Genomic DNA, 20346 nt, shown 5'->3' on the forward strand with positions numbered 1-20346 from the left:
GCATCAGCTGTTTTCCGCCAGGGAGGCGAGCTGATCGGCCTGATACTCCTGGATCATGGGGCTGATGATGCAGTCCAGATCCCCCTCCATGATCTCGCCGAGGCGATAGAGGGTGAGGTTGATGCGGTGCTCGGAGAGGCGCCCCTGCGGGTAGTTGTAGGTGCGGATACGCTCGGAGCGATCGCCGGACCCCACCAGGTTGCGACGGGTGCTCTGCTCGGCGGCGCGGTGGCGCTCATCCTCGGCCGCCTGCAGGCGGGCGGAGAGCACGGACATCGCCTTGGCGCGGTTCTTGTGCTGGGATCGCTCATCCTGGCACTCCACCACCAGGCCGGTCGGCAGGTGGGTGATGCGGATGGCGGAATCCGTCTTGTTGACGTGCTGACCACCAGCCCCGGAGGCACGGAAGGTATCTATCTTCAGGTCGTTCGCATTGATCTCGATCTGCTCGGCTTCCGGCACTTCCGGCAGCACGGCGACGGTACAGGCAGAGGTGTGCACCCGGCCCTGAGATTCGGTCTCGGGCACCCGCTGCACCCGGTGACCGCCAGATTCAAACTTGAGGCGGCCGTAGACGTGCTCGCCGTCCACCTTGGCGATCACCTCCTTGTAGCCGCCGTGCTCGCCGTCGTTGCAGCTGACGATGGAGATGCGCCAGCCCTGACGCTCGGCGTAACGGGAATACATGCGAAACAGGTCACCGGCAAAGATGGCCGCCTCGTCACCGCCAGCACCGGCCCGGATCTCGAGGTAGCAGTTGTTGTCATCCTTGGGGTCGCGCGGCAGCAGCATCACCTGCAGCGCCTGCTCCTGCTCCTCCAGCGTGCTCTTGGCCAGCGGCAACTCCTCCTGCGCCATCTCGCGCAGGTCGGCGTCATCCTCTTCCAGCATCAGCTTGGTGGCCTCCAGGTTCTCTTCGGCCTGGCGGAAGCGCTGGAAGGCGTGAACGATATCTTCCAGCTGGGCATATTCCCGGGTCAGGGCGCGGTAGCGATCCTGATCCGAGGCCACCCCGGGCTCGCCGAGCATGGCCTGTACTTCTTCGTGGCGCTCGATGAGGCCTTCCAGCTTTCTGATCAGTGACGGATTCATAAATCTTGTTTTCTCGATGGAGGAAGGGGCCGCCAGCCGGCCACCCCGAACAATTACTCTGGTGACAATCCCAGCACCTGACGCAGGCGGGAGAGCTGATGGTGATCCCCCTGGGCCGCCGCCTGGCGCAGGGCCTGGGTCGGTGCGTGGATCAACTTGTTGGTGAGGCGGTGCGCCATGGCCTTGAGGGCCTGCTCGGCATTCTCGCCCTGTTGCAGGGCCAGCAAGGCACGCTGCAACTCCTCATCGGCCACCTGCTGGGCCTGATGACGATAATCGCGGATGAGGTCCACCGAATGCTGGCTGCGATACCAGCCCATGAACTCATCGCGCTCTTCCTGCACTATGAGCTCCGCCTCGGCGGCGGCCCGTTTGCGGGTCTCCAGGTTCTGCTCGATGATGCCCTGCAGGTCGTCCACCGTGTAGAGGTAGGCATCGGAGAGCTCGTCCACCTCGGCCTCGATATCCCGCGGCACGGCGATATCCACCAAGAACATGGGCTTGAAGCGACGGGCCTTGAGGGCGCGCTCCACCATGCCCTTGCCGATGATGGGCAATGGGCTGGCGGTCGAGCTGATGACGATGTCCGCCTCGTGCAGATAATCGGGGATCTCTTCCAGAGTCATCACCCGGGCGCCGAACTCCTCGGCCAGCAGCTGGGCCCGCTGCAGGGTGCGGTTCGCCACCATCATCTGGGTGACGTTCTGCTCGCGCAGATGACGGGCCACCAGTTCTATGGTTTCGCCGGCACCGACCAGCAGCACCTTGGTCTGGGAGAGATCGGAGAAGATACGTCGACCCAGGCTGACGGCGGCAAAGGCCACCGACACGGCGCTGGCGCCAATCTCGGTATCGGTACGCACCCGCTTGGCCACGGAGAAGGATTTCTGGAACAGACGCTCCAGCGACCCCTTCACCGCCTCGGACTGCTGGGCATGGGCATAGGATTGCTTGATCTGCCCCAGGATCTGCGGCTCCCCCAGTACCAGGGAATCCAGGCCGCAGGCCACCCGCATCAGGTGACGCACCGCTTCTTCGTCCCAGTGCTGGTAGATGGCGGACACCACTTCGGCCGCGTCCAGGGCATGGAAACGTTGCAGCCAGTGCAGTACCTGCTCCCCCTGCCCCTGCGCCAGGCTGCAGTAAAGCTCGGTGCGGTTGCAGGTCGAGACGATCACCGCCTCGCTTACGCCGGGTTGGGTGACCAGCTCACGCAGGGCGCGATCGATGCAGTCCGGGCCGAACGCGACCCGCTCCCGCAAGGCGACACTGGCGGTGTTGTGGTTGATTCCGAGGGCAAGCAAACTCATGAGTGGGTGGTGATCGTATCTGTGCGCTGGGAGTAAAGGCCGTCAATTGTACGAGAAAGGGTAAGGCTTTAAAAGCAATACGGCCGCCCCTTATACTGTGGCAAATCCCCGTATCTGGAGCATGACCTTGTTGTTGCGTATTTTCACCTTCGCCTGCCTGCTGTTGCTGGCCGGTTGTGCCACCACCCAACCCCAGCGGGATCAGGTCAACTGGCAGCAGGAGCGGGCCCGTCTTGAGCAGCTCACCCACTGGCAGCTGTCGGGCAAGATGGCCATCATCACGGCCCAGCAGAAGGGCAGCGCCCGGGTCAACTGGCAGCAGGATGGGGACGACTATCGCCTCAACCTGAGCAGCATAGTCGGCACCCACATACTGGAGCTCTCCCGCAGCAAGGGCGAGATCACCCTGATCGACAACGAGGGCAAGCCGCACCAGAGCCAGGATGCCGAGGCGCTCGTCTACCAGCTCACCGGTTGGAATATCCCGGTGCAGGGGCTGCCGGAGTGGATCAAGGGGCTGCCGGGCAAGGCAGAGTTCGAACTCAATCCCGACAGCAGCCTGGCCAGCGTACGTGACGGCCAGTGGCAGATCGTCTACGGCGACTACCGGGATCAGGACGGCTACCGCCTGCCGCACCAATTGACCATGACGGGCCAGGGCAGCCGCCTCAAGTTGCAGATCAACCAATGGACCATCGCCCGCTGATGGCGGCCATCGACAAGGACTCCCCCATGAGCGCCATGCGCTGGCCGGCTCCGGCCAAACTGAATCTCTTTTTGCACGTCAACGGCCGTCGCCCGGACGGCTACCACGAGCTGCAGACCCTGTTCATCTTCCTCAACCACGGCGACTGGCTCGAGTTCGATGTGATCCCAGGAAGCGACAAGCTCACGTTAAGCCCGGCCATTCCCGGCGTGCCCGACGAGCAGAACCTGATCATCCGCGCCGCCCGCCTACTGCAGGCCAGGCTGCCAAGCCCGCAGGGGGCCCACATCCGGCTGGAGAAGGTATTGCCCATGGGCGGCGGCATAGGTGGCGGCTCCTCGGATGCCGCCACCACGCTCGTCGCCCTGAACCATCTCTGGCAAGCCGGCTTGAGTGATGACGAGCTGGCGGAGCTTGGCGTGCAGCTGGGGGCCGACGTGCCTGTGTTTGTACGTGGCCGCGCCGCCTTTGCGGAAGGGGTGGGCGAGCGATTGCAACCGGTCGAATTGCCAAGCGCCTGGTATCTGGTGCTCAAGCCCGATTGCCATGTGACCACCGCCGCCGTCTTCCAGGATCCGGACCTGCCCAGAGCGACTCCGAAAATGGCATTTCACAACCTGCTGGAAGGCGAGTGGAAAAACGATTGCGAATTGCTGGTGAAAAAGCGCCACCCCGAGGTTGCCAATGCGCTCGGCTGGTTGCTAGAATACGCGCCGTCAAGAATGACGGGCACAGGAGCCTGCGTCTTTGCTCAATTTGAAGACGAAGAGGCTGCTCGGGAAGTGTTGGCAAAAGTGCCGAAGAGATGGGATGGGTTTGTCGCCAAGGGCGAGAACATATCACCACTGTTCGTGACATTGCAACAAATCAGTGATTGGGGTATCGCCAAGCGGTAAGGCAGCGGGTTTTGATCTCGCCATTCCTAGGTTCGAATCCTAGTACCCCAGCCATTATCTTGGTGATTGACACGGGTGTGTCGGTAAACCGGCCGCAGAGGATCTTGACAGAGCGCAATCTCGTCAAGCCCGTCTGCAACCATTATCGTCCCCTTGTCACTCGCAAAGAGGTCATCGATCTCCTGGATGACGGCTGCCTGCAAACGCGACAGCCATCCGATTTGAAACATGTAACGATATGCACCTAGCCTGAAAGCAGCCTATAGTGGCCTGACCCGTCAACTTGATAAATCGTTTGCCCCAAAACGATACGGGTCTGAATCAGACTCCCCCACATACTGGATGCAACCCCGAGGTTTCAAACCGTGCCTGACATGAAGCTGTTTGCTGGTAACGCAACGCCGGAACTAGCCCAGAAGATCGCAGATCGCCTGTTTATCAAACTCGGCAATGCTGCCGTAGGTCGCTTTAGCGACGGCGAGATCAGCGTACAGATCAATGAGAATGTACGCGGTGGCGATATCTTCATCATTCAATCCACCTGTGCCCCGACCAACGACAATTTGATGGAATTGATCGTCATGGTGGATGCTCTGCGTCGTGCTTCAGCTGGCCGTATTACTGCCGTTATCCCCTACTTTGGTTATGCCCGTCAGGACCGCCGCGTCCGCTCCGCCCGTGTACCCATCACCGCCAAGGTTGTCGCCGACTTCCTCTCCAGCGTGGGTGTGGACCGTGTGCTGACCGTTGACCTGCATGCCGAGCAGATCCAGGGCTTCTTCGATGTCCCGGTCGACAACGTGTTCGGCAGCCCTGTGCTGCTGGAAGACATGCAGTCCAAGAACCTCGAATCCCCCGTGGTTGTGTCGCCGGACATCGGCGGCGTGGTACGTGCCCGTGCCATCGCCAAGCTGCTGGACGATACCGACATCGCCATCATCGACAAGCGTCGTCCCCGCCCGAACGTCTCCCAGGTCATGCACCTGATCGGTGACGTAGCCGGCCGCGACTGCATTATCGTCGACGACATGATCGACACCGGCGGCACCCTGTGCAAAGCCGCGGAAGCCCTGAAAGAGCGCGGCGCCAAGCGTGTATTCGCCTACGCCACTCACCCGGTCTTCTCCGGTTCCGCCGTGGAAAACATCAAGAACTCGGTCATCGACGAGCTGATCATCACCGACTCCATCCCGCTCACCGCGGAGATGAAGGCGGTCGACAAGGTCAAGCAGCTGACCCTGTCAACCGTGTTGGCGGAAGCCATTCGTCGTATCAGCAACGAAGAGTCCATCTCTGCCATGTTTGAGCATTGATAGACGCCGTTGTGACAAAAACCGCCAGCTGGCGGTTTTTGTCTTTTTAGCCCAGTTACACCCGGTATTGCCCTGCCCCGGCAGGTTAAGGATAGATCCATGAATCGCTTGCGCCCGTTGCTGCTCCTCGTCCTCTGCAGCTTCCTGTCCGCCTGTCAGCCCGGCAAAGAAAACCAGCCCTTCGTGCTGACCCTGGCGCACATGAACGACACCCACTCCCAGTTTGACCCGGTCAACGCCGAGCTGAAGGGGCCCATCTTTGGCAAGCAGGGGGAAGCCGACACCCTCTACACCCGCTTCGGCGGCTATCCGCGCCTGCTCACCATGGCAAAATCCTTTCAGGCCGAGGCGCTTGCCAAGAACCAGCCGCTCTTGCTGCTGCACGGTGGCGATGCCTGGCAGGGCAGCGGCTACTTCAAGCTCAACGAGGGAATGGCCAATGCCGAGCTGCTGAGCCAGTTCGGGCTCGATGCCATGGCCCTGGGCAATCACGAATTCGATCTCGACAACCACAAGCTGGCCCGCTTCATCCAGGGGGTCAACTTCCCGGTACTGGCCGCCAACCTGGACACCCGTGACGACCCGGATCTGCGCCACGCCACCAACCTCAAGCCGTTCGTGATCTATGCCTTCGAAGGCAACCGGAAGAGCCCGGTCACCGATCTCAACAACCTGCCCCAGGGCAAGCAGCTGGTCGCAGTGATGGGGCTGGTGCTGGAAGACATGGCCAACATCTCCCCCAACGTCGGCAAGCTGCGCTTTGGTAAGGAGGTCGCCTCGGCCCAGACGACCGTGGATCTGCTGCGCCAGAAGGGGATCCACCACGTCATCGCCCTGACCCATATCGGCAACCAGCGGGATCTCGCGCTGGCGGCCGAGGTGAACGGGATAGATGCCATCGTCGGCGGCCACTCCCACAGCCTGCTCGGCGATTTTCGCAACATCGGCTGGGGCAAGACAGGCGAATACGCCCAGCTGGTCACCAATCCGGACGGGGTCGGCCTGACCTGCGTGGTGCAGGCGGGCTCCTACGCCCAGGCCATCGGCCTGGCCCGGGTCAGCTTCGACGGCCAGGGCCGGGTCATCGCCTGCAAGGGCCAGAACCAGCTGCTGGCCAGCCGCGACTTCTTCGCCGATCCGGCCCGCAAGCAGGTGCTGGATGAGACGCGCGGCAAGCAGGCGGGCAAGTTCATCAATGCCCAGCCCAACCTGGTGACTGTGGATGAAGACCCGCGTCTGCGCGGCATCATCGACAGCCACTACAAGCCGGCACTGGAGCAGGCGTTTGGGCCCGTCATCGCCACCCTGCCGGCGGCGCTGCAAAATGCCCGCCGCCCCGGCGACAACGGCAGCGACAGCCACGGCTCCGACGTCGCCCCCCTGGTGGCCGAAGGCCAATACTACTGGGCCAACACCCCGGCGGTGCAGGCCCTGACCGGCGGCCCTGTCCACTTCGCCCTGCTGGCGGTGGGCGGCGTGCGCGCCGATCTGCCCGCCGGCGAGTTGCGCGAAGGGGATGCGGCGCTCACCCTGCTGCCGTTCAAGAATCAGCTCTCCGTGCTGACCCTGACCGGTGCCGAGGTACGAGCCCTGCTGACCGAGACCATCACGGCCACCCTGCCTGCCAGCGCCCACGCCGGCAAGTTCCCCTACGGCGGCCACCTGCGTTACACCTTCACCGAAACCGTGCCGGGCAAGCGTGGCGAGCTGACCCGACTGCAATGGCAGAGCGCCGAAGGGCAGTGGCAGGATCTGGTCGATGACCAGCGCTACCGGGTGGTGATGAACGCCTACAGTGCCAATGGCAATGACGGCTGGCAGGCGCTCGCCCGCGCCCAGCGCCAGCAGGCCGAGCGGCTGGATCTCGCCTGGGTGGATGGCAAGCTGACCGGCTTCCCCATCGAGAAGGTGGAGCAGAGCGGCGATCAGCTGAGCGCCCGCTATGCGCCGGGTCAGCAACTCGACTGCAAGGCCAGCGGCGTCAACTGCGGCACGGATGCGGCCTCCTTCGTGCAATACGTGCGAGAGCAGCGGCCGACCCTGACCGCCCTGACCGAAGAGACGGTCACGCTGCTGCGGGCCAAATAAGCCGCCACCCCAGCCAACACCGACCTGCACGGGCCTCGACAAGGGGCCCGTTTTGCTGCCATTGGCAACCCGATCAGCGGTTATTCCCTCACGGTTGCCGAGCTTTGGTTGAGTGATCGCCAGTCGGCGGCTAGAATATTGCGTCCCATTGCCTTGGGCAGTCTGCCCATTGCAAGCAGCGAGTGAAGACATCAAGCGTGACAAGCCAAATCAAACTGATCGTGGGACTGGGCAATCCCGGCCCCGAATACGCCAAGACCCGCCATAACGCGGGCGCCTGGTATGTGGAGCAGCTGGCTCGCTGGCACAATGTCAGCCTGCGCGAAGAGCCCAAGTTCTTCGGCCACACGGCCCGCATTCAGGTGGAAGGTCAGGATGTGCGTCTGCTCATCCCGAACACCTACATGAATCTCTCCGGCAAGGCCGTGGCGGCGCTGGCCCGTTTCTACCAGATAGAACCGGAAGCCATGCTGGTGGCCCACGATGAACTGGACCTGCCCCCCGGCATCGCCAAGTTCAAGCAAGGTGGTGGTCACGGTGGTCACAATGGCCTCAAAGACATCATCGCCAGGATGGGCAACAACAATAACTTCTTCCGGCTGCGCCTCGGGATAGGCCATCCCGGCGCCAAGGAGCTGGTGGCCGGATTCGTCCTGACCAAGGCCCCAAGCAGTGAACAGAGCCTGATCGAGGCCGCATTGGATGAGTCCCTGCGCGCCACCGATATCCTGTTCAAGCAAGACATGACCAAGGCCATGAATCGCTTGCACAGCTTCAAGGCCGAAAAAGTCTGAATACAGATGCCTGACACGCGTCAGGCTCGCACAATATGACAGGGTCGCCCAAGAACCTGTCCACGCACTGTGACGAGAGGTCGTCAGCAAGGTGAAGCGCAGCGCAGGAACCGGAGCGTATAGGCATACGTGAGGATTCCGAGCAGCACATGAGCCTTGATCACGGCCTCGCAGTAAGAGCGTGAACAGGTTAAGCGGCCCTCAACAGCATCCATCAATAAGGTAACAATCCATGGGTTTTAAATGCGGTATCGTGGGCCTGCCCAATGTAGGTAAATCCACCCTGTTCAATGCGCTGACCAAGGCCGGCATCGAAGCCGCCAACTTCCCGTTCTGCACCATTGAGCCGAACACGGGTGTGGTTCCCATGCCGGATCCGCGTCTCGACCAGCTGGCGGCCATCATCAATCCCCAGCGTGTCGTGCCGACCACCATGGAATTCGTGGACATCGCCGGTCTGGTTGCCGGTGCCTCCAAGGGCGAAGGTCTGGGCAACCAGTTCCTGGCCAACATCCGTGAAACCGAAGCCATAGGCCACGTGGTGCGCTGCTTCGAGGACGAGAACATCATTCACGTTGCCGGCAAGGTCTCTCCGGCCGACGACATCGAGGTGATCAACACCGAACTGGCCCTGTCGGATCTGGACGCCTGCGAGCGCGCCATTCACCGCCAGTCCAAGCGCGCCAAGGGCGGCGACAAGGATGCCAAGCTGGAAGTGGAAACCCTGGAGAAGATCCGGGTCGCCCTGGAAAACGGCCAGATGATCCGTGGCATGAAGCTGGACAAGGATGAGCTGGCCGCCGTGAGCCACCTCAACTTCCTGACCTTGAAGCCCACCATGTACATCGCCAACGTGGCGGAAGACGGTTTCGAGAACAACCCCTTCCTCGACAAGGTGCGTGAAATCGCCGCTACCGAGAACGCGGTTGTGGTGGTGGTCTGCTGCGCCATCGAATCTGACATCGCCGAGCTGGACGACGACGATCGCGCCGAGTTCATGGCAGATCTTGGCATCGAAGAGCCAGGCCTGAACCGGGTGATCCGCTCAGGTTACGAGCTGCTCAAGCTGCAGACCTATTTCACCGCCGGCGTGAAGGAAGTGCGTGCCTGGACCATTCCGGTCGGCGCCACAGCTCCGCAAGCGGCGGGCAAGATCCACACCGACTTTGAAAAAGGCTTTATTCGCGCCCAAACCATCGCCTTCGAAGACTTTATCACCTACAAGGGTGAGCAAGGTGCCAAGGAAGCAGGCAAGATGCGCGCCGAAGGGAAAGACTACATCGTCAAAGATGGCGATATCATGAACTTCCTGTTCAACGTCTAATCCCATGAGAGGCCAGCATTTGCTGGCCTCTCTTTTATCTGGCATAACGCCGTATCTTCCGGCAAATGTCGTAAAAAAAACCAGATTGTTGGGCTTTTGCACGACAGCGACCAATAACTCGCCAAACGCACCCAAATTCGGTTTTTCTGGCAAAAAAAGGGTTGACGCCCCAGAGCCAGATACGCATAATTCGGCCCGCACAGTGACGAGGCAACGACTCACTGGAAGCACGGTTGGCTATGTAGCTCAGTTGGTTAGAGCATCGCACTCATAATGCGAGGGTCACAGGTTCGAATCCCGTCATAGCCACCATTAATTGTTCAGTTGGGGTATCGCCAAGCGGTAAGGCAGCGGGTTTTGATCTCGCCATCCCTAGGTTCGAATCCTAGTACCCCAGCCATTTTTAAAAGTTCTTTGACCAGTCACATGACTGTCGAGGAGCGCTGTTGGGGTATCGCCAAGCGGTAAGGCAGCGGGTTTTGATCTCGCCATCCCTAGGTTCGAATCCTAGTACCCCAGCCATTATTGCCTTTCATCGACCTCGTCGGTGATAGCTGTGGTGAACGTAAGAGGTTTTGATCTCGTCAACGTTCCTAGGTTCGTATCCTAGTGCCACAGCCTTTTTTAAAAGTTCTTTGACCAGTCACATGGCTGTTGAAGAGCACTGTTGGGGTATCGCCAAGCGGTAAGGCAGCGGGTTTTGATCTCGCCATCCCTAGGTTCGAATCCTAGTACCCCAGCCATTATCTCGTTCTCTTCCACCTCGTGGTTGATGACAGATGGCTATGTAGCTCAGTTGGTTAGAGCATCGCACTCATAATGCGAGGGTCACAGGTTCGAATCCCGTCATAGCCACCATTTTGCAGTTGTTCAGTTGGGGTATCGCCAAGCGGTAAGGCAGCGGGTTTTGATCTCGCCATCCCTAGGTTCGAATCCTAGTACCCCAGCCATTTTTGACTTGTCAGCAATGACATTGGTGACAAGACGGCTATGTAGCTCAGTTGGTTAGAGCATCGCACTCATAATGCGAGGGTCACAGGTTCGAATCCCGTCATAGCCACCATTAATATTGCGGAAGTGGCGAAATTGGTAGACGCACCAGATTTAGGTTCTGGCGCCCTAGGCGTGAGAGTTCGAGTCTCTCCTTCCGCACCATTAATAGCAGTACCAAACAGACCAGCTCAGGCTGGTTTTTTTGTGCCCGTCTTTCACCCTCAATCCCCCTTGCCATCCAATCTCTGCCTCGCTCCCCTCTCGCTCTGCCGCCACCCGAGCTCATGCGGAGCGACAAAAAAGCGGCCCGCAGGCCGCTTGTCTCTCTTTTCCCTGAATCAACCCGGTCAGAACGGGAAGAACCAGGGGATGGCGATCACGCTCACCACCATCACCAGCAGGGTAAAGGGCACGCCGATGCGTACGAAATCCACGAACTTGTAGTTGCCGGGCCCGAGCACCAGGGTATTGACCGGCGACGAGACCGGCGTCATGAAGGCCGCCGAGGCCGCGATGGCGATGGTCATGGCAAAGGGATAGGGGGAGATCCCCATCTGCTGGGCCGTTCCCAGCGCAATGGGCGCCATCAGTACCGCCGTCGCGGTATTGGAGATGAAGAGTCCGATCAGGGCGCACAGGGCGAACAGGCTGGCCAGCATCACGCGAGGGCCCATCTCACCGACGGCCGCGATCAGACCGCCGACAATCAGGTCCACCCCGCCGGTCTTCTGCAGCGCCAGCGCGAAGGGCAGCATGCCAACGATCAGGATCAGGGTGGGCCAGTGGATGGACTTGTAGGCACTCTCCATGTCGATACAGCGGAACTTGCCCATCAGCAGGCAGGCCACCAGCGCCGCGATGACGTTGGGCACGGGATCCGTCACCATCAGCACCACCATGACCCCGAGACAGATAAGGGCGTGGATGGCCTGGCTGCGGGCCGGTGCCATCTCGTCCACCTCGGCGGGCAGGCCCAGCAGCAGGAAGTCGCGGCTGTGGGTCTGCAACAGGCGGATCAGGCTCCAGTTGCCCACCACCAGCAGGGAGTCGCCCATCTGCAAGGGATCATCCACCAGCTTGCCGGTCAGTGCCTCGCCGTTGCGGCGGATCCCCACCACGCTCAGACCGTAGTGGGAGCGAAAGGCCACCTCGCGAATGCTCTTGCCGAGCAGACGGGATTCGGGGATGAGCGACACCTCGGCCATGCCCACCTCCCGCGCCTGATCGGAGAAGTACTCCCCGCGCAATATCATGGGCTCGAGCCGCGCCTCGCTGCAGAACTCTCGCACATCCACCTCGGGGTCGGACATGTCGATCAGCAGCACGTCCTTGGCCTGGAACTCGGTGACGCCGGAGACGGTCACCATCACCCGCCGAAACTTGCGCCAGCGCTCCACCCCGATGACGTTGGCGCCATAACGGGCCCGCAATTGCAACTCGTCCAGGGTCTGGCCTATCAGGGGGGAGTCGGGCCGGATCGCCAGCCGGCGGGCACGCCCGGCCAGCCGGTAATCGCGAATGAGATCGCGCATTGTGCTGCGCCCCGCCTGCTTGCCTTTGCCCTCCTCCCCTTCACGCACCAGGGAGCCCCGCATCAGCAGCATGTAGAGGATGCCCATCACCAGGATAATCAGCCCCATGGGGGTGAAGCCGAAGAAGCCGAAACCATGGATGCCGTGGCGCATCAGCTCACTGTTGACCACCATGTTGGGCGGGGTCGCCACCAGCGTCATCATGCCGCTGATGAGACCGGCAAAGCCGAGCGGCATCATCAGACGGCCAGCCGGGATCCCCATGCGGTTCGCCACGCTCAGCACCACGGGGATGAAGATGGCCACCACCCCTGTGCTGCTCATCACGGCCCCCAGTAGGGAGACAGCCACCATCAGCAGCACCAGCATGCGGATCTCGCTGCTGCCCGCCACCTTCACCAGCATGTCCCCCACCTGATAGGCGATGCCGGTGCGCACCAGCCCCTCCCCCACCACGAACAGGGCGGCGATCAGAATGACGTTGGGATCGCTGAACCCCGCCAGCGCCTCCGGCAGGGTCAGGGTGCCGCTCAGCACAAACAATATGATGATCAACAAGGCGACTACGTCCATGCGTACCTTGTTGGTAATAAACAGATAGATGGCGCCCACCAGCATGCAGAGGACCCAGATCAGTTCGGAATTCACACTTGCTCCTTTCGTTCATGTCCGCCACTGCACAATGGGTGAAATGGCGGACTCCATCAGACCACAGCTTGTTCTGCCCCGGTTTGTTACATATCAATAAAGGGCAAGGGCCATCATCGCATATCGGGGCTCCCTGCGGTCCGCAAAAATGGCGAACCTTTGCCGCCACCCTTTATCCATTCTTTGATGTGGCTCAGGCCGGCTCGGACAAAAGTCCTGCGTTGGCCCCCGCGCAGCCCCTAGAATAGGCCTGTTCCGATAACCCCCTTCTTCCAAATTTTCAAAGGAAACGAAAATGAGCATATTCGAGTGGTTCAGCATCAATCACACCCTGGTGACCATACCGCTGGGCGGCGGTTACGCCATGTCGTGGATTGAAGCCATCGGCACCCTGTTCGGCCTGGCCTGCATCTGGTTCGCCAGCCAGGAGAAGACCATCAACTACCTGTTCGGCCTCATCAACGTCAGCCTGTTTGCCATCATCTTCTTCCAGATCCAGCTCTACGGCCTGCTGATGCTGCAGCTGTTCTTCTTCTGCGCCAACGTCTACGGCTGGTACGCCTGGACCCGCCCCGCCAACGAGCAGGGTGACAGCTTGCAGATCCGCTGGCTGAGCAAGTCCAAGCTGATGATGACCGCCGCCCTGAGCGTGCTGGCCATCGCCCTGCTGACCCTGTTTATCGACCCCGTGTTCGCCACCCTGGCCCGCACCTCGGTCGCCCTGCTCAACCTGTTCGGGGCCGGTCTGGCTACCCCTGAGCCCTCCCCCGACGCCTTCCCGTTCTGGGATGCCAGCATGACGGTACTCTCTGTGGTGGCCCAGATCCTGATGACCCGCAAATACGTGGAGAACTGGATCCTCTGGGTGGTCATCAACATCATCAGCATCGGCGTCTATGCCGCCCAGGGCGTCTACGCCATGTCGCTGGAGTACCTGATCCTGCTGTTCATCGCCGCCAACGGCACCCGCCTCTGGATACTGGCCGCCAAACGCCCGCAGCAGGAAGTGATCGCATGAGCCTGCTGCCCCATCTGCAATGCCGCCCGGACCAGATCGCCGAACGGGTGGTGCTGTGCGGCGATCCGGCCCGGGTCGATCGCATCGCCAGTCAGCTGCAAGGGTGCGAGTCGCTCGGCCAGAACCGGGAGTTTCGCCTGATCAACGGCCATCATCAGGGGCTGCCCGTCACGGTATGCAGCACAGGCATCGGCGGCGCCTCCGCCGTCATAGCGCTGGAGGAGCTGGTGCAGGCGGGCGCCCGGGCGCTGGTCAGGGTCGGCTCCGCCGGCGCCCTGCAGCATGAGATGGCGCTGGGTGATCTCATAGTGGTGGAGGGGGCCGTGCGCCACGATGGCGCCTCGCTGGCCTATCTGCCCCCTGAGTACCCCGCCTGCGCCGACATTCGGCTGCAGGCCGCCCTGCTCGATCATATCGCCGCCAGCGGCCAGCCTCACTGGCACGGTCTGGTGCGCTCCCACGACAGCTTCTACCGGGATGACGAGCAGGCGGTGTGCCGCTACTGGCACGAACGCGGCCTGCTGGGGGCGGACATGGAGACGGCCTCCCTGCTCACCGTCGGTCGGCTGCGCAAGGTGCGGGTGGCCGCCGTGCTCTGCAACGTGGTGGCCTTCGAGCAGGACGTGCAGCAGGGGGTAAGCGACTACGCCAGCGCAGAGGCGGCCATGATGGCCGGCGAGCGGCTGGCCATCGCCGCCGCGCTCCATGCGCTGGCGCAATAAACCAGCCACACCCCAGACCCGGATCTGATCAGCCCAGGGGCCGGCATCGCCGCCGGCCCCTGCCAAAACGTTAAGCCCGGCACATTCGATGGCTCGGGCGCTGGCATCCGGCCCCCGCTCTTGCTAGCCTCATGGCCCTCGTTTCCCCGCGCGGGTTTCTCATGCAGCAACAACCCTATCCCCTCGGTCGCTTTCACGCCGAACTTGAGCAACTTGAACCCCGCTTTGCCGCGGCGCTGGCAGACTGCACCCTGTTTTTGCGCCGCTACCTGCCGGGCGAGCCCATCATGCGCCAGGGGGAACAGAGCGAATGCCTCTATCTGGTGGAAACGGGGCGGGTCTCCCTCAACAGTGCCGTGCACTCGGGGCGCCTGTTTCAGCTCGGGGAAATAGCGTGCCAGCGCCAGATCTTCGGCGAGATGGAGTTCTTCAGCGCCACCCCGGTGCAGTGGAGCGTGGTGGCCGAGACAGAGCTGGATGCCAGCGTCATCTGTGCGCACAAGCTGGCCCAGCGGCTGCTGGCCGAACCCGAGCTGACCCTGTTCTTCGCCTCGGCGCTGGCCAGCGACTATCTGGACACCTTGGACATCACCACCAGCCGCCTGTTGCACCCCATCGCCTACAACATCGCCTTTGAATTGTGGCGCGAGCGCCAGCGTACCCCCATGCTGGGCTCACGCAAGCGCTCCCACGAGGCGGCGCGCTTTGGCACCACGGAGCGCGTCTACCGCCGCGCCCTCAAGGAGCTGGTCGGACAGGGGATAGTGTCCGAGGGCGCTGACGGCCCCACCATCGCCGATCTGGCCAGGCTGCGCGCCTATCTCGACCTTTAATCTCGATTCACTCTTAACCCCTACCGGAGCATCCATGTCTACCTATCCCGAGTTCACCTTCTTCAGCCGCTTCGTGGCCGATATTCAGGCCGGCCGCAAGACCATCACCATACGCGACGAAAGCGAAGCCCAATGGCAACCCGGCCAGCGGCTCTCACTCTTCACCAATCCCGAGCAGCAGCCGTTCGGCGCCATAGAGGTACTCTCCGTCAACGCAGTGGCCTTCGATGAACTGAACGACGAACACGCCCGCCAGGAGAACATGACGCTGGCCGAGCTCAAAGCCGTCATCCGGGACATTTACCCCAAACTGCCGCCACTCTATGTGATTGAATTCAAATTGATTGCCTGATTGATGACCCGAACCGGATTTGGCCCTGGCCGAGCAATATGTTAATAGTGTTCCTTTTGAATCGCGGAGAAGCCGAACGTGTTTGAGATAGCGAGCCTGAAAGAGGGCATGATGCACGGGGTCGAGCTGTTTCAGCTGCTGCTGGAGATCATCTCCATCGCCTGCGTGGTGATAGGGCTTGGCAAGACGCTCTGGCTGGCGGCACGAGTCCGGGATCACGCCCCCGGTTTCCCCCGTATCCGCCTCTGTTTTGGCAGCTGGCTCATTCTGGCGCTGGAATTCCAGCTCGCCGCCGACATACTGGCCACCACAGTCGCGCCGAGCAAGGAGGAGCTGATCCGCCTCGCCATCATCGCGGTGATCCGCACCTTCCTGAACTATTTCCTCGGCAAGGAGCTGGAGGCGCAGGCTGAGCGCCAGCAGGAGCAGCACGGCGAACCGGCCAGGGCCGCCCAATAACACGCCAGAAGCAGCTTGCGCCAAGGCGCCGCCATCCCTGCCCCGGCACAGGATGGCGGTATTGTGACCCTTCCCTCACTTTTGACAATCAGTCACTTATGGCACCCTTTTCAGTCACTCCCCCGCCCTGTTGAGGCCAACCCAGAGCGCCTAGAATGGGGTTACCCCTTCCCCAGCCGACCCGCGCCATGACCCCTCTCGACACCTGCGTGATTTACCAGATCTACCCCATGAGCTTTCAGGACAGCGACGGCGACGGCATGGGCGACATCAAGGGCATCTGCCAGCGCCTGGACTATCTGGCGACCCTGGGGGTCGACCTGCTCTGGCTCACCCCTGTCTATCGCTCCCCCAAGCGGGACAACGGCTATGACGTGGCGGACTACCGCGCCATAGACCCCGCCTTCGGCACCCTGGCCGAGATGGAACAGCTGATCAGCGATGCGGCCGCCCGCGGCATCGGCATCATGATGGACATAGTCGCCAACCACACCGCCACCGAGCATCTGTGGTTCCAGCGCGCCCTGGCGGGGGACCCTCATTATCAGGCCTACTACGTGTTCAGGGACCAGGCCTTTGTCGATGCCCACCCGGTGGAGTCCATCTTTGGCGGCAGCGGCTGGCAATACGTACCGCAGCTCGATCGCTACTATCTGCACAACTTCGACATGAGCCAGGCCGATCTGGACTGGGACAACCCGGCGGTGCGCGCCGAGATGGCCGGGGTGATCAACTTCTGGCTGGCGAAAGGGATAAAGGGGTTCCGCTTCGATGTGATCGACATGGTGAGCAAGGAGTGGTCGCCTCTTGCCATGAGCAACGGCCCCCGCCTGCACGACTATATCCGCGAGCTCAACGCCGCCAGCTTCGGCAACAAGGGGATCATCACGGTCGGCGAGACCTGGGGGGCGGATCTCGCCCACATGCAGCACTATTCGAACCCGAATGGCAGCGAGTTCAGCATGGTGTTCAACTTCGAGCACCTGGGGCTGGGGCAGGACAAGTGGTCGTCGCATTTTGACCCTCTCGCCTTCAAGCGGGCCATGGCCCGCCACCAGCAGGGGCTGCACGGCCAGGGCTGGAACAGCCTGTTTCTCAATAACCACGACCTGCCCCGCGCCGTCTCCCGCTTTGGCGACGACAGGCCAAAGTGGCGCGAACCGAGTGCCAAGCTCTGGGCCCTGGTGCTGCACATGATGCAGGGCACTCCCTTCATCTATCAGGGGGAGGAGCTCGGCATGACCAACCGCCACTGGCAACCCGATGAGCTGCGCGACGTGGAGGCTATCCACTACAGTGCCAGCCAGCCGGAGCTGACTCCTGCCGAGCTGAGCCGACGGCTGGATGCCATCGGCCGCGACAACGCCCGCACCCCGATGCAGTGGGATGCCAGCCCTCACGCGGGCTTCAGCACAACCACCCCCTGGATCGCGCTCAACGACAACCACATCGAGATAAATGCCGCCGAGCAGCTGGCCCGCCCCGACTCGCTGTTTCACTGCTATCGCCAGCTGATCGAATTGCGCAAGGCCCACCCCGTCATTCGCCACGGCGACTTCGAGCTGCTCGATGGTGACGATCCGCTGCGCATCGGCTACCGCCGCCACTGGCAGGATCCGGCAAGCGGAGAGCGGCATACCCTGCTGCTGCTCGCCAACCTCACCGTGGGCACCTTGCCCATGCCCCAGCTTGAGCTGGTAGAAAAGGAAGCCACCCTGCTGATGGGCAATTACCCGGACGCACCCACGGCCACCTTCGCCCCCTATCAGGCCGCCGTCTGGCTGATGCAGGCAAGCGAGTAACGGGCAAGACCATCGCTCGGCGCCAGCCTCCGCCACGGGGGGGCCCTGCCCCCTGATGAATTCCCTCTCCCTGGGCTGCCGATGTGCCCCGGCGATTTACTCACTTAAAAACTTCGCATTTTCAGGCCCGAACAGCCTTGCCAGGCAATATCCGACCTCGTCTTGCTATCGACAATTGAAATAGTTCAACACCCTGTTTTTATTGGAAATAATCGTCATCAAAAACGACTCCTTTATCATCAAACGACGATATTCAACGCTGTTTAGTCAGGGTTAAAAGTCAATTCAGATTTGCGCCCTTGTGGTTCTTCGCTGACTCCTTATGGTTTCCATCCGAAGCGTGCGGCACTGTACTGCACGCCGACGTTCAGGCTCGCGGGATAGATATCCCGCCATAACAAAAGGTAAACACCATGCGTAAAACCGGAGTGGCGCTCGCCATCTCGACCCTCTTCTGGCTCAATTCGGCCACGGCAGCCCCCATCATGTTCCCGGACGACCCGCTGGCCGGCTCTGGAGCAGAGACGCCCGCCCTCGCTCGCACCTTCCAGCTGGCGCAAGACGATCTGGGCAACCGGATCCACCAGCTTCATCTGCCAATTCAGACCGAGCCCGAGCTGGTGGCGGAGCTGGAGCAGATCGGCATGCAGCAGGGATTCTCGGTCAACACCCATGGCGACATGTACACCTGGACCGAGGACAACATGTGGCTGTCACGGGATGGCGCCCTCGTCTTCCGCCCCCGGGCACCGCTGGCCGACAAGGATAGCTACCACGCCTTCGTCACCGCCTTGACCCCAGAGAGCCCGCAGGGCGAGCAGGAGGGGCACCACAGCCTGGGCAGCCAGGACTCCCAGGGGCTGACAGATGGCATGCTGGCCCAGGCCGACCGCTTTGCCAGCGAACAGGGGCGCGAGCTTCTCCCGACCTTCTCCATCATAGATGGCGGCAACATGCTGACCGGCCAGCGCGCCGACGGTACCCCCTATGCCCTGATAGGTCGCGACGCCCTGCTTCAGACCACTCTGCACCACAGCCGGCTGGATCGGGAGCGCATCGCCACCCGGCAGGAAACCATGGAGCGCGACGGTGACTTTCGCCTGCAGCTGATCGAGCGCGAGTGGCTGGGCAGCCCCCATACGGTGCAGAACGGCCATGATCCCGAGATTGACCTCATACTACTGGAGGCAGCCAACCTGCTGCCCCGGGATCTGAGCGCCGAGCAGCGCCACGCATATGCCAGGAGCGCGCGCGCCAAGGCCGAACTGGCGCAGTACCAAGTGGACTGGGACAGCCGGCAGGCCGCACAGGGGCGGATGTTTCTGAGCCAGCAGCAGGGCGCCCTCATCGCCGAGCGCTATCGCGCGCTCCATGGCCAGTCGCTGCCGGCCTCCTTCGATCTGCTGACTCAGCTGAAACAGGACTACGCCAGCCTGGTGGTCACCGCCGATCTCCACTCTGACTTTGCTGATGACCAGATAGAGAACGAGCTGCAAACCCTGCAGGCTGATGCCGCCACCCTGACCCGGCTGGGACGCATGCTGCAAGCCGGCGGCTACCAGCGCCAGGGGCTGGCCGGTGCCGAGCTGGATGAGCAGACCCGCCGTTTCCTCGCCATGATGGCCATCAGCCAGCGCCTGATGGCGCAGGAGCTCAAGGTGGCCGAGCGCGATCTGGTGATCCTGGCCCAACCCGGTTTTCACCTCGACATGGCCATGCGCCCGCTGGCCGATGGCCGCATCCTGTTCAACGATCCTGCGGCCAGCGAGGCGCTGATCCAGCAGCTACTGACCAGCGACGGCAGCCTGAGCGACAGTGAACGTCAGGGCCTCACAGAGACGCTTACCAGCCTGCGGCAACAGGCCGAGCGCTGGCACAAGATCCATGCCCTCATCCGGCAGCAGCTGACCGATGCCGGTCTGACCCCCATCGCCACCCCGGGCGCCTTCAGCGTGAACAAGCGGGCGGTGAACTGGATGAACGGCATCATGGGCACGGCGCAGCAACCCTTCTACATCACCAACGCCGCCAGCATAGCCCCCCTGAATCAGGCCTTCGGCGCCTGGTTGAAACGCGAGGTGCCCGAGCTGACCACCTACTTCGTGGGTCAGGCAGCGAGCAGCCACAGGGAGGGATTGAACCAGGCGGAGGCCCTGCTCAGGGGCAGCGGTGGCCTGGATTGCATCACCTTGCACCACGAGTAGCGAGCGCTTGAGCCAGACGTTCAACCGACTGTCATTTGACTCGCAAGCGGGTTCTGTGTACTTTGCGACCAGAATTTTTGTTGGACCGCTTTTCCATGTTGTACATCCTGTTCAAATGCTCTGTCAGGAGGCTGTGCTCCGTGCACTAACACGATGAAGTGTTGCCCGGAGCCATTCCTCTTCTGAATCTTCATCAGCTGCGTGCATGCCCTCTCACAGGGAGGCGACCCCGCATCTGATGAAAACAGGAGACTCAGGCC

16 protein-coding genes and 9 tRNA genes are annotated in these 20346 nt (G+C 61.8%); 22 read left to right on the forward strand and 3 right to left on the reverse strand.

Features of this window, described 5'->3' with window-relative positions; genetic code table 11:
• Window positions 1-3: 3 nt before the first annotated feature.
• Together prfA and hemA are read right to left on the reverse strand one after the other, a co-directional pair.
• Complete coding sequence (gene prfA / locus AACQ95_RS09955) at window positions 4-1092, reverse strand: peptide chain release factor 1 (RefSeq protein WP_005317010.1); 1089 nt, start codon at window positions 1090-1092, stop codon at window positions 4-6.
• A 53-nt stretch (window positions 1093-1145) separates the two neighbouring features.
• Entirely contained in the window at window positions 1146-2402 is a 1257-nt protein-coding gene (gene hemA / locus AACQ95_RS09960; RefSeq protein WP_043135619.1) for a glutamyl-tRNA reductase, read from the reverse strand.
• A 121-nt stretch (window positions 2403-2523) separates the two neighbouring features.
• Here hemA and lolB point away from each other — a divergent pair, with 121 nt between their 5' ends.
• From lolB to AACQ95_RS10035, 15 genes are all read left to right on the forward strand, one after another.
• Entirely contained in the window at window positions 2524-3108 is a 585-nt protein-coding gene (lolB, locus tag AACQ95_RS09965) for a lipoprotein insertase outer membrane protein LolB (protein WP_241278486.1), read from the forward strand.
• Between the two features lie 26 nt (window positions 3109-3134).
• Window positions 3135-4004: a 4-(cytidine 5'-diphospho)-2-C-methyl-D-erythritol kinase gene (ispE, locus tag AACQ95_RS09970; RefSeq protein ID WP_241278668.1), complete on the forward strand. Its 870-nt coding sequence runs from the start codon at window positions 3135-3137 to the stop codon at window positions 4002-4004.
• Window positions 3984-4058, forward strand: a tRNA-Gln gene (locus AACQ95_RS09975). Before ispE ends, AACQ95_RS09975 begins: the two co-directional genes overlap by 21 nt.
• Before the next feature lie 311 nt (window positions 4059-4369).
• Window positions 4370-5317: a ribose-phosphate pyrophosphokinase gene (locus AACQ95_RS09980; RefSeq protein WP_033131039.1), complete on the forward strand. Its 948-nt coding sequence runs from the start codon at window positions 4370-4372 to the stop codon at window positions 5315-5317.
• A gap of 99 nt (window positions 5318-5416) precedes the next feature.
• A complete protein-coding gene (locus tag AACQ95_RS09985) occupies window positions 5417-7405 on the forward strand; it encodes a bifunctional metallophosphatase/5'-nucleotidase (RefSeq protein WP_241278487.1) in 1989 nt (662 codons plus the stop codon).
• A gap of 197 nt (window positions 7406-7602) precedes the next feature.
• The gene (pth, locus tag AACQ95_RS09990) at window positions 7603-8199 is read left to right on the forward strand and encodes an aminoacyl-tRNA hydrolase (protein WP_042065624.1); all 597 of its coding nucleotides are present in this window, start codon (window positions 7603-7605) and stop codon (window positions 8197-8199) included.
• Window positions 8200-8431: 232 nt separating this feature from the next.
• Window positions 8432-9523, forward strand: a complete 1092-nt coding sequence (gene ychF, locus AACQ95_RS09995) for a redox-regulated ATPase YchF (protein ID WP_098983018.1) — start codon at window positions 8432-8434, stop codon at window positions 9521-9523.
• 235 nt (window positions 9524-9758) lie between these two features.
• Window positions 9759-9835: transfer RNA gene (locus tag AACQ95_RS10000), tRNA-Met, on the forward strand.
• Between the two features lie 13 nt (window positions 9836-9848).
• Window positions 9849-9923, forward strand: a tRNA-Gln gene (locus AACQ95_RS10005).
• 47 nt (window positions 9924-9970) lie between these two features.
• Window positions 9971-10045: transfer RNA gene (locus AACQ95_RS10010), tRNA-Gln, on the forward strand.
• Between the two features lie 146 nt (window positions 10046-10191).
• Window positions 10192-10266 (forward strand) — tRNA-Gln (locus AACQ95_RS10015).
• A 38-nt stretch (window positions 10267-10304) separates the two neighbouring features.
• Window positions 10305-10381: transfer RNA gene (locus tag AACQ95_RS10020), tRNA-Met, on the forward strand.
• Between the two features lie 17 nt (window positions 10382-10398).
• Window positions 10399-10473, forward strand: a tRNA-Gln gene (locus AACQ95_RS10025).
• 36 nt (window positions 10474-10509) lie between these two features.
• Window positions 10510-10586, forward strand: a tRNA-Met gene (locus AACQ95_RS10030).
• An 8-nt stretch (window positions 10587-10594) separates the two neighbouring features.
• A tRNA-Leu gene (locus AACQ95_RS10035) sits at window positions 10595-10678 on the forward strand.
• A gap of 185 nt (window positions 10679-10863) precedes the next feature.
• On the opposite strand, the gene AACQ95_RS10040 is transcribed toward AACQ95_RS10035, so the two are convergent.
• Window positions 10864-12696 carry an SLC13 family permease gene (locus AACQ95_RS10040; RefSeq protein ID WP_098983016.1) on the reverse strand — a complete coding sequence of 611 codons (1833 nt, stop codon included), beginning with the start codon at window positions 12694-12696 and terminating at the stop codon, window positions 10864-10866.
• Window positions 12697-12991: 295 nt separating this feature from the next.
• Here AACQ95_RS10040 and pnuC point away from each other — a divergent pair, with 295 nt between their 5' ends.
• From pnuC to AACQ95_RS10075, 7 genes are all read left to right on the forward strand, one after another.
• Entirely contained in the window at window positions 12992-13714 is a 723-nt protein-coding gene (gene pnuC / locus AACQ95_RS10045; protein ID WP_241278488.1) for a nicotinamide riboside transporter PnuC, read from the forward strand.
• Window positions 13711-14436: a nucleoside phosphorylase gene (locus tag AACQ95_RS10050; RefSeq protein WP_241278489.1), complete on the forward strand. Its 726-nt coding sequence runs from the start codon at window positions 13711-13713 to the stop codon at window positions 14434-14436. Before pnuC ends, AACQ95_RS10050 begins: the two co-directional genes overlap by 4 nt.
• Before the next feature lie 161 nt (window positions 14437-14597).
• A complete protein-coding gene (locus tag AACQ95_RS10055; protein ID WP_241278490.1) occupies window positions 14598-15269 on the forward strand; it encodes a Crp/Fnr family transcriptional regulator in 672 nt (223 codons plus the stop codon).
• 34 nt (window positions 15270-15303) lie between these two features.
• Complete coding sequence (yqfB, locus tag AACQ95_RS10060) at window positions 15304-15621, forward strand: N(4)-acetylcytidine aminohydrolase (protein ID WP_241278491.1); 318 nt, start codon at window positions 15304-15306, stop codon at window positions 15619-15621.
• A 78-nt stretch (window positions 15622-15699) separates the two neighbouring features.
• Window positions 15700-16080 (forward strand): DUF1622 domain-containing protein, encoded by a 381-nt coding sequence (locus AACQ95_RS10065; protein WP_241278492.1) that lies wholly within the window; start codon window positions 15700-15702, stop codon window positions 16078-16080.
• A 188-nt stretch (window positions 16081-16268) separates the two neighbouring features.
• Window positions 16269-17882, forward strand: a complete 1614-nt coding sequence (locus AACQ95_RS10070; protein WP_339357893.1) for an alpha,alpha-phosphotrehalase — start codon at window positions 16269-16271, stop codon at window positions 17880-17882.
• A 413-nt stretch (window positions 17883-18295) separates the two neighbouring features.
• Window positions 18296-20086 carry a protein bicaudal D homolog gene (locus tag AACQ95_RS10075; protein WP_241278494.1) on the forward strand — a complete coding sequence of 597 codons (1791 nt, stop codon included), beginning with the start codon at window positions 18296-18298 and terminating at the stop codon, window positions 20084-20086.
• The last annotated feature ends 260 nt before the right edge of the window (window positions 20087-20346 follow it).

Origin of the sequence: Aeromonas sp. MR19, assembly GCF_963899305.1 — a bacterium.
In the GTDB taxonomy this organism is placed as follows: Bacteria; Pseudomonadota; Gammaproteobacteria; order Enterobacterales; family Aeromonadaceae; genus Aeromonas; species Aeromonas bestiarum.

Excerpts from the sequence above, each read along its gene's own strand:
- prfA (WP_005317010.1), bottom strand. The coding sequence starts at position 1,092 with ATGAATCCGTCACTGATCAGAAAGCTGGAAGGCCTCATCGAGCGCCAC.
- hemA (WP_043135619.1), bottom strand. The coding sequence starts at position 2,402 with ATGAGTTTGCTTGCCCTCGGAATCAACCACAACACCGCCAGTGTCGCC.
- lolB (WP_241278486.1), top strand. The coding sequence starts at position 2,524 with ATGACCTTGTTGTTGCGTATTTTCACCTTCGCCTGCCTGCTGTTGCTG.
- ispE (WP_241278668.1), top strand. The coding sequence starts at position 3,135 with ATGAGCGCCATGCGCTGGCCGGCTCCGGCCAAACTGAATCTCTTTTTG.
- AACQ95_RS09985 (WP_241278487.1), top strand. The coding sequence starts at position 5,417 with ATGAATCGCTTGCGCCCGTTGCTGCTCCTCGTCCTCTGCAGCTTCCTG.
- ychF (WP_098983018.1), top strand. The coding sequence starts at position 8,432 with ATGGGTTTTAAATGCGGTATCGTGGGCCTGCCCAATGTAGGTAAATCC.
- pnuC (WP_241278488.1), top strand. The coding sequence starts at position 12,992 with ATGAGCATATTCGAGTGGTTCAGCATCAATCACACCCTGGTGACCATA.
- AACQ95_RS10050 (WP_241278489.1), top strand. The coding sequence starts at position 13,711 with ATGAGCCTGCTGCCCCATCTGCAATGCCGCCCGGACCAGATCGCCGAA.
- AACQ95_RS10055 (WP_241278490.1), top strand. The coding sequence starts at position 14,598 with ATGCAGCAACAACCCTATCCCCTCGGTCGCTTTCACGCCGAACTTGAG.
- yqfB (WP_241278491.1), top strand. The coding sequence starts at position 15,304 with ATGTCTACCTATCCCGAGTTCACCTTCTTCAGCCGCTTCGTGGCCGAT.
- AACQ95_RS10070 (WP_339357893.1), top strand. The coding sequence starts at position 16,269 with ATGACCCCTCTCGACACCTGCGTGATTTACCAGATCTACCCCATGAGC.
- AACQ95_RS10075 (WP_241278494.1), top strand. The coding sequence starts at position 18,296 with ATGCGTAAAACCGGAGTGGCGCTCGCCATCTCGACCCTCTTCTGGCTC.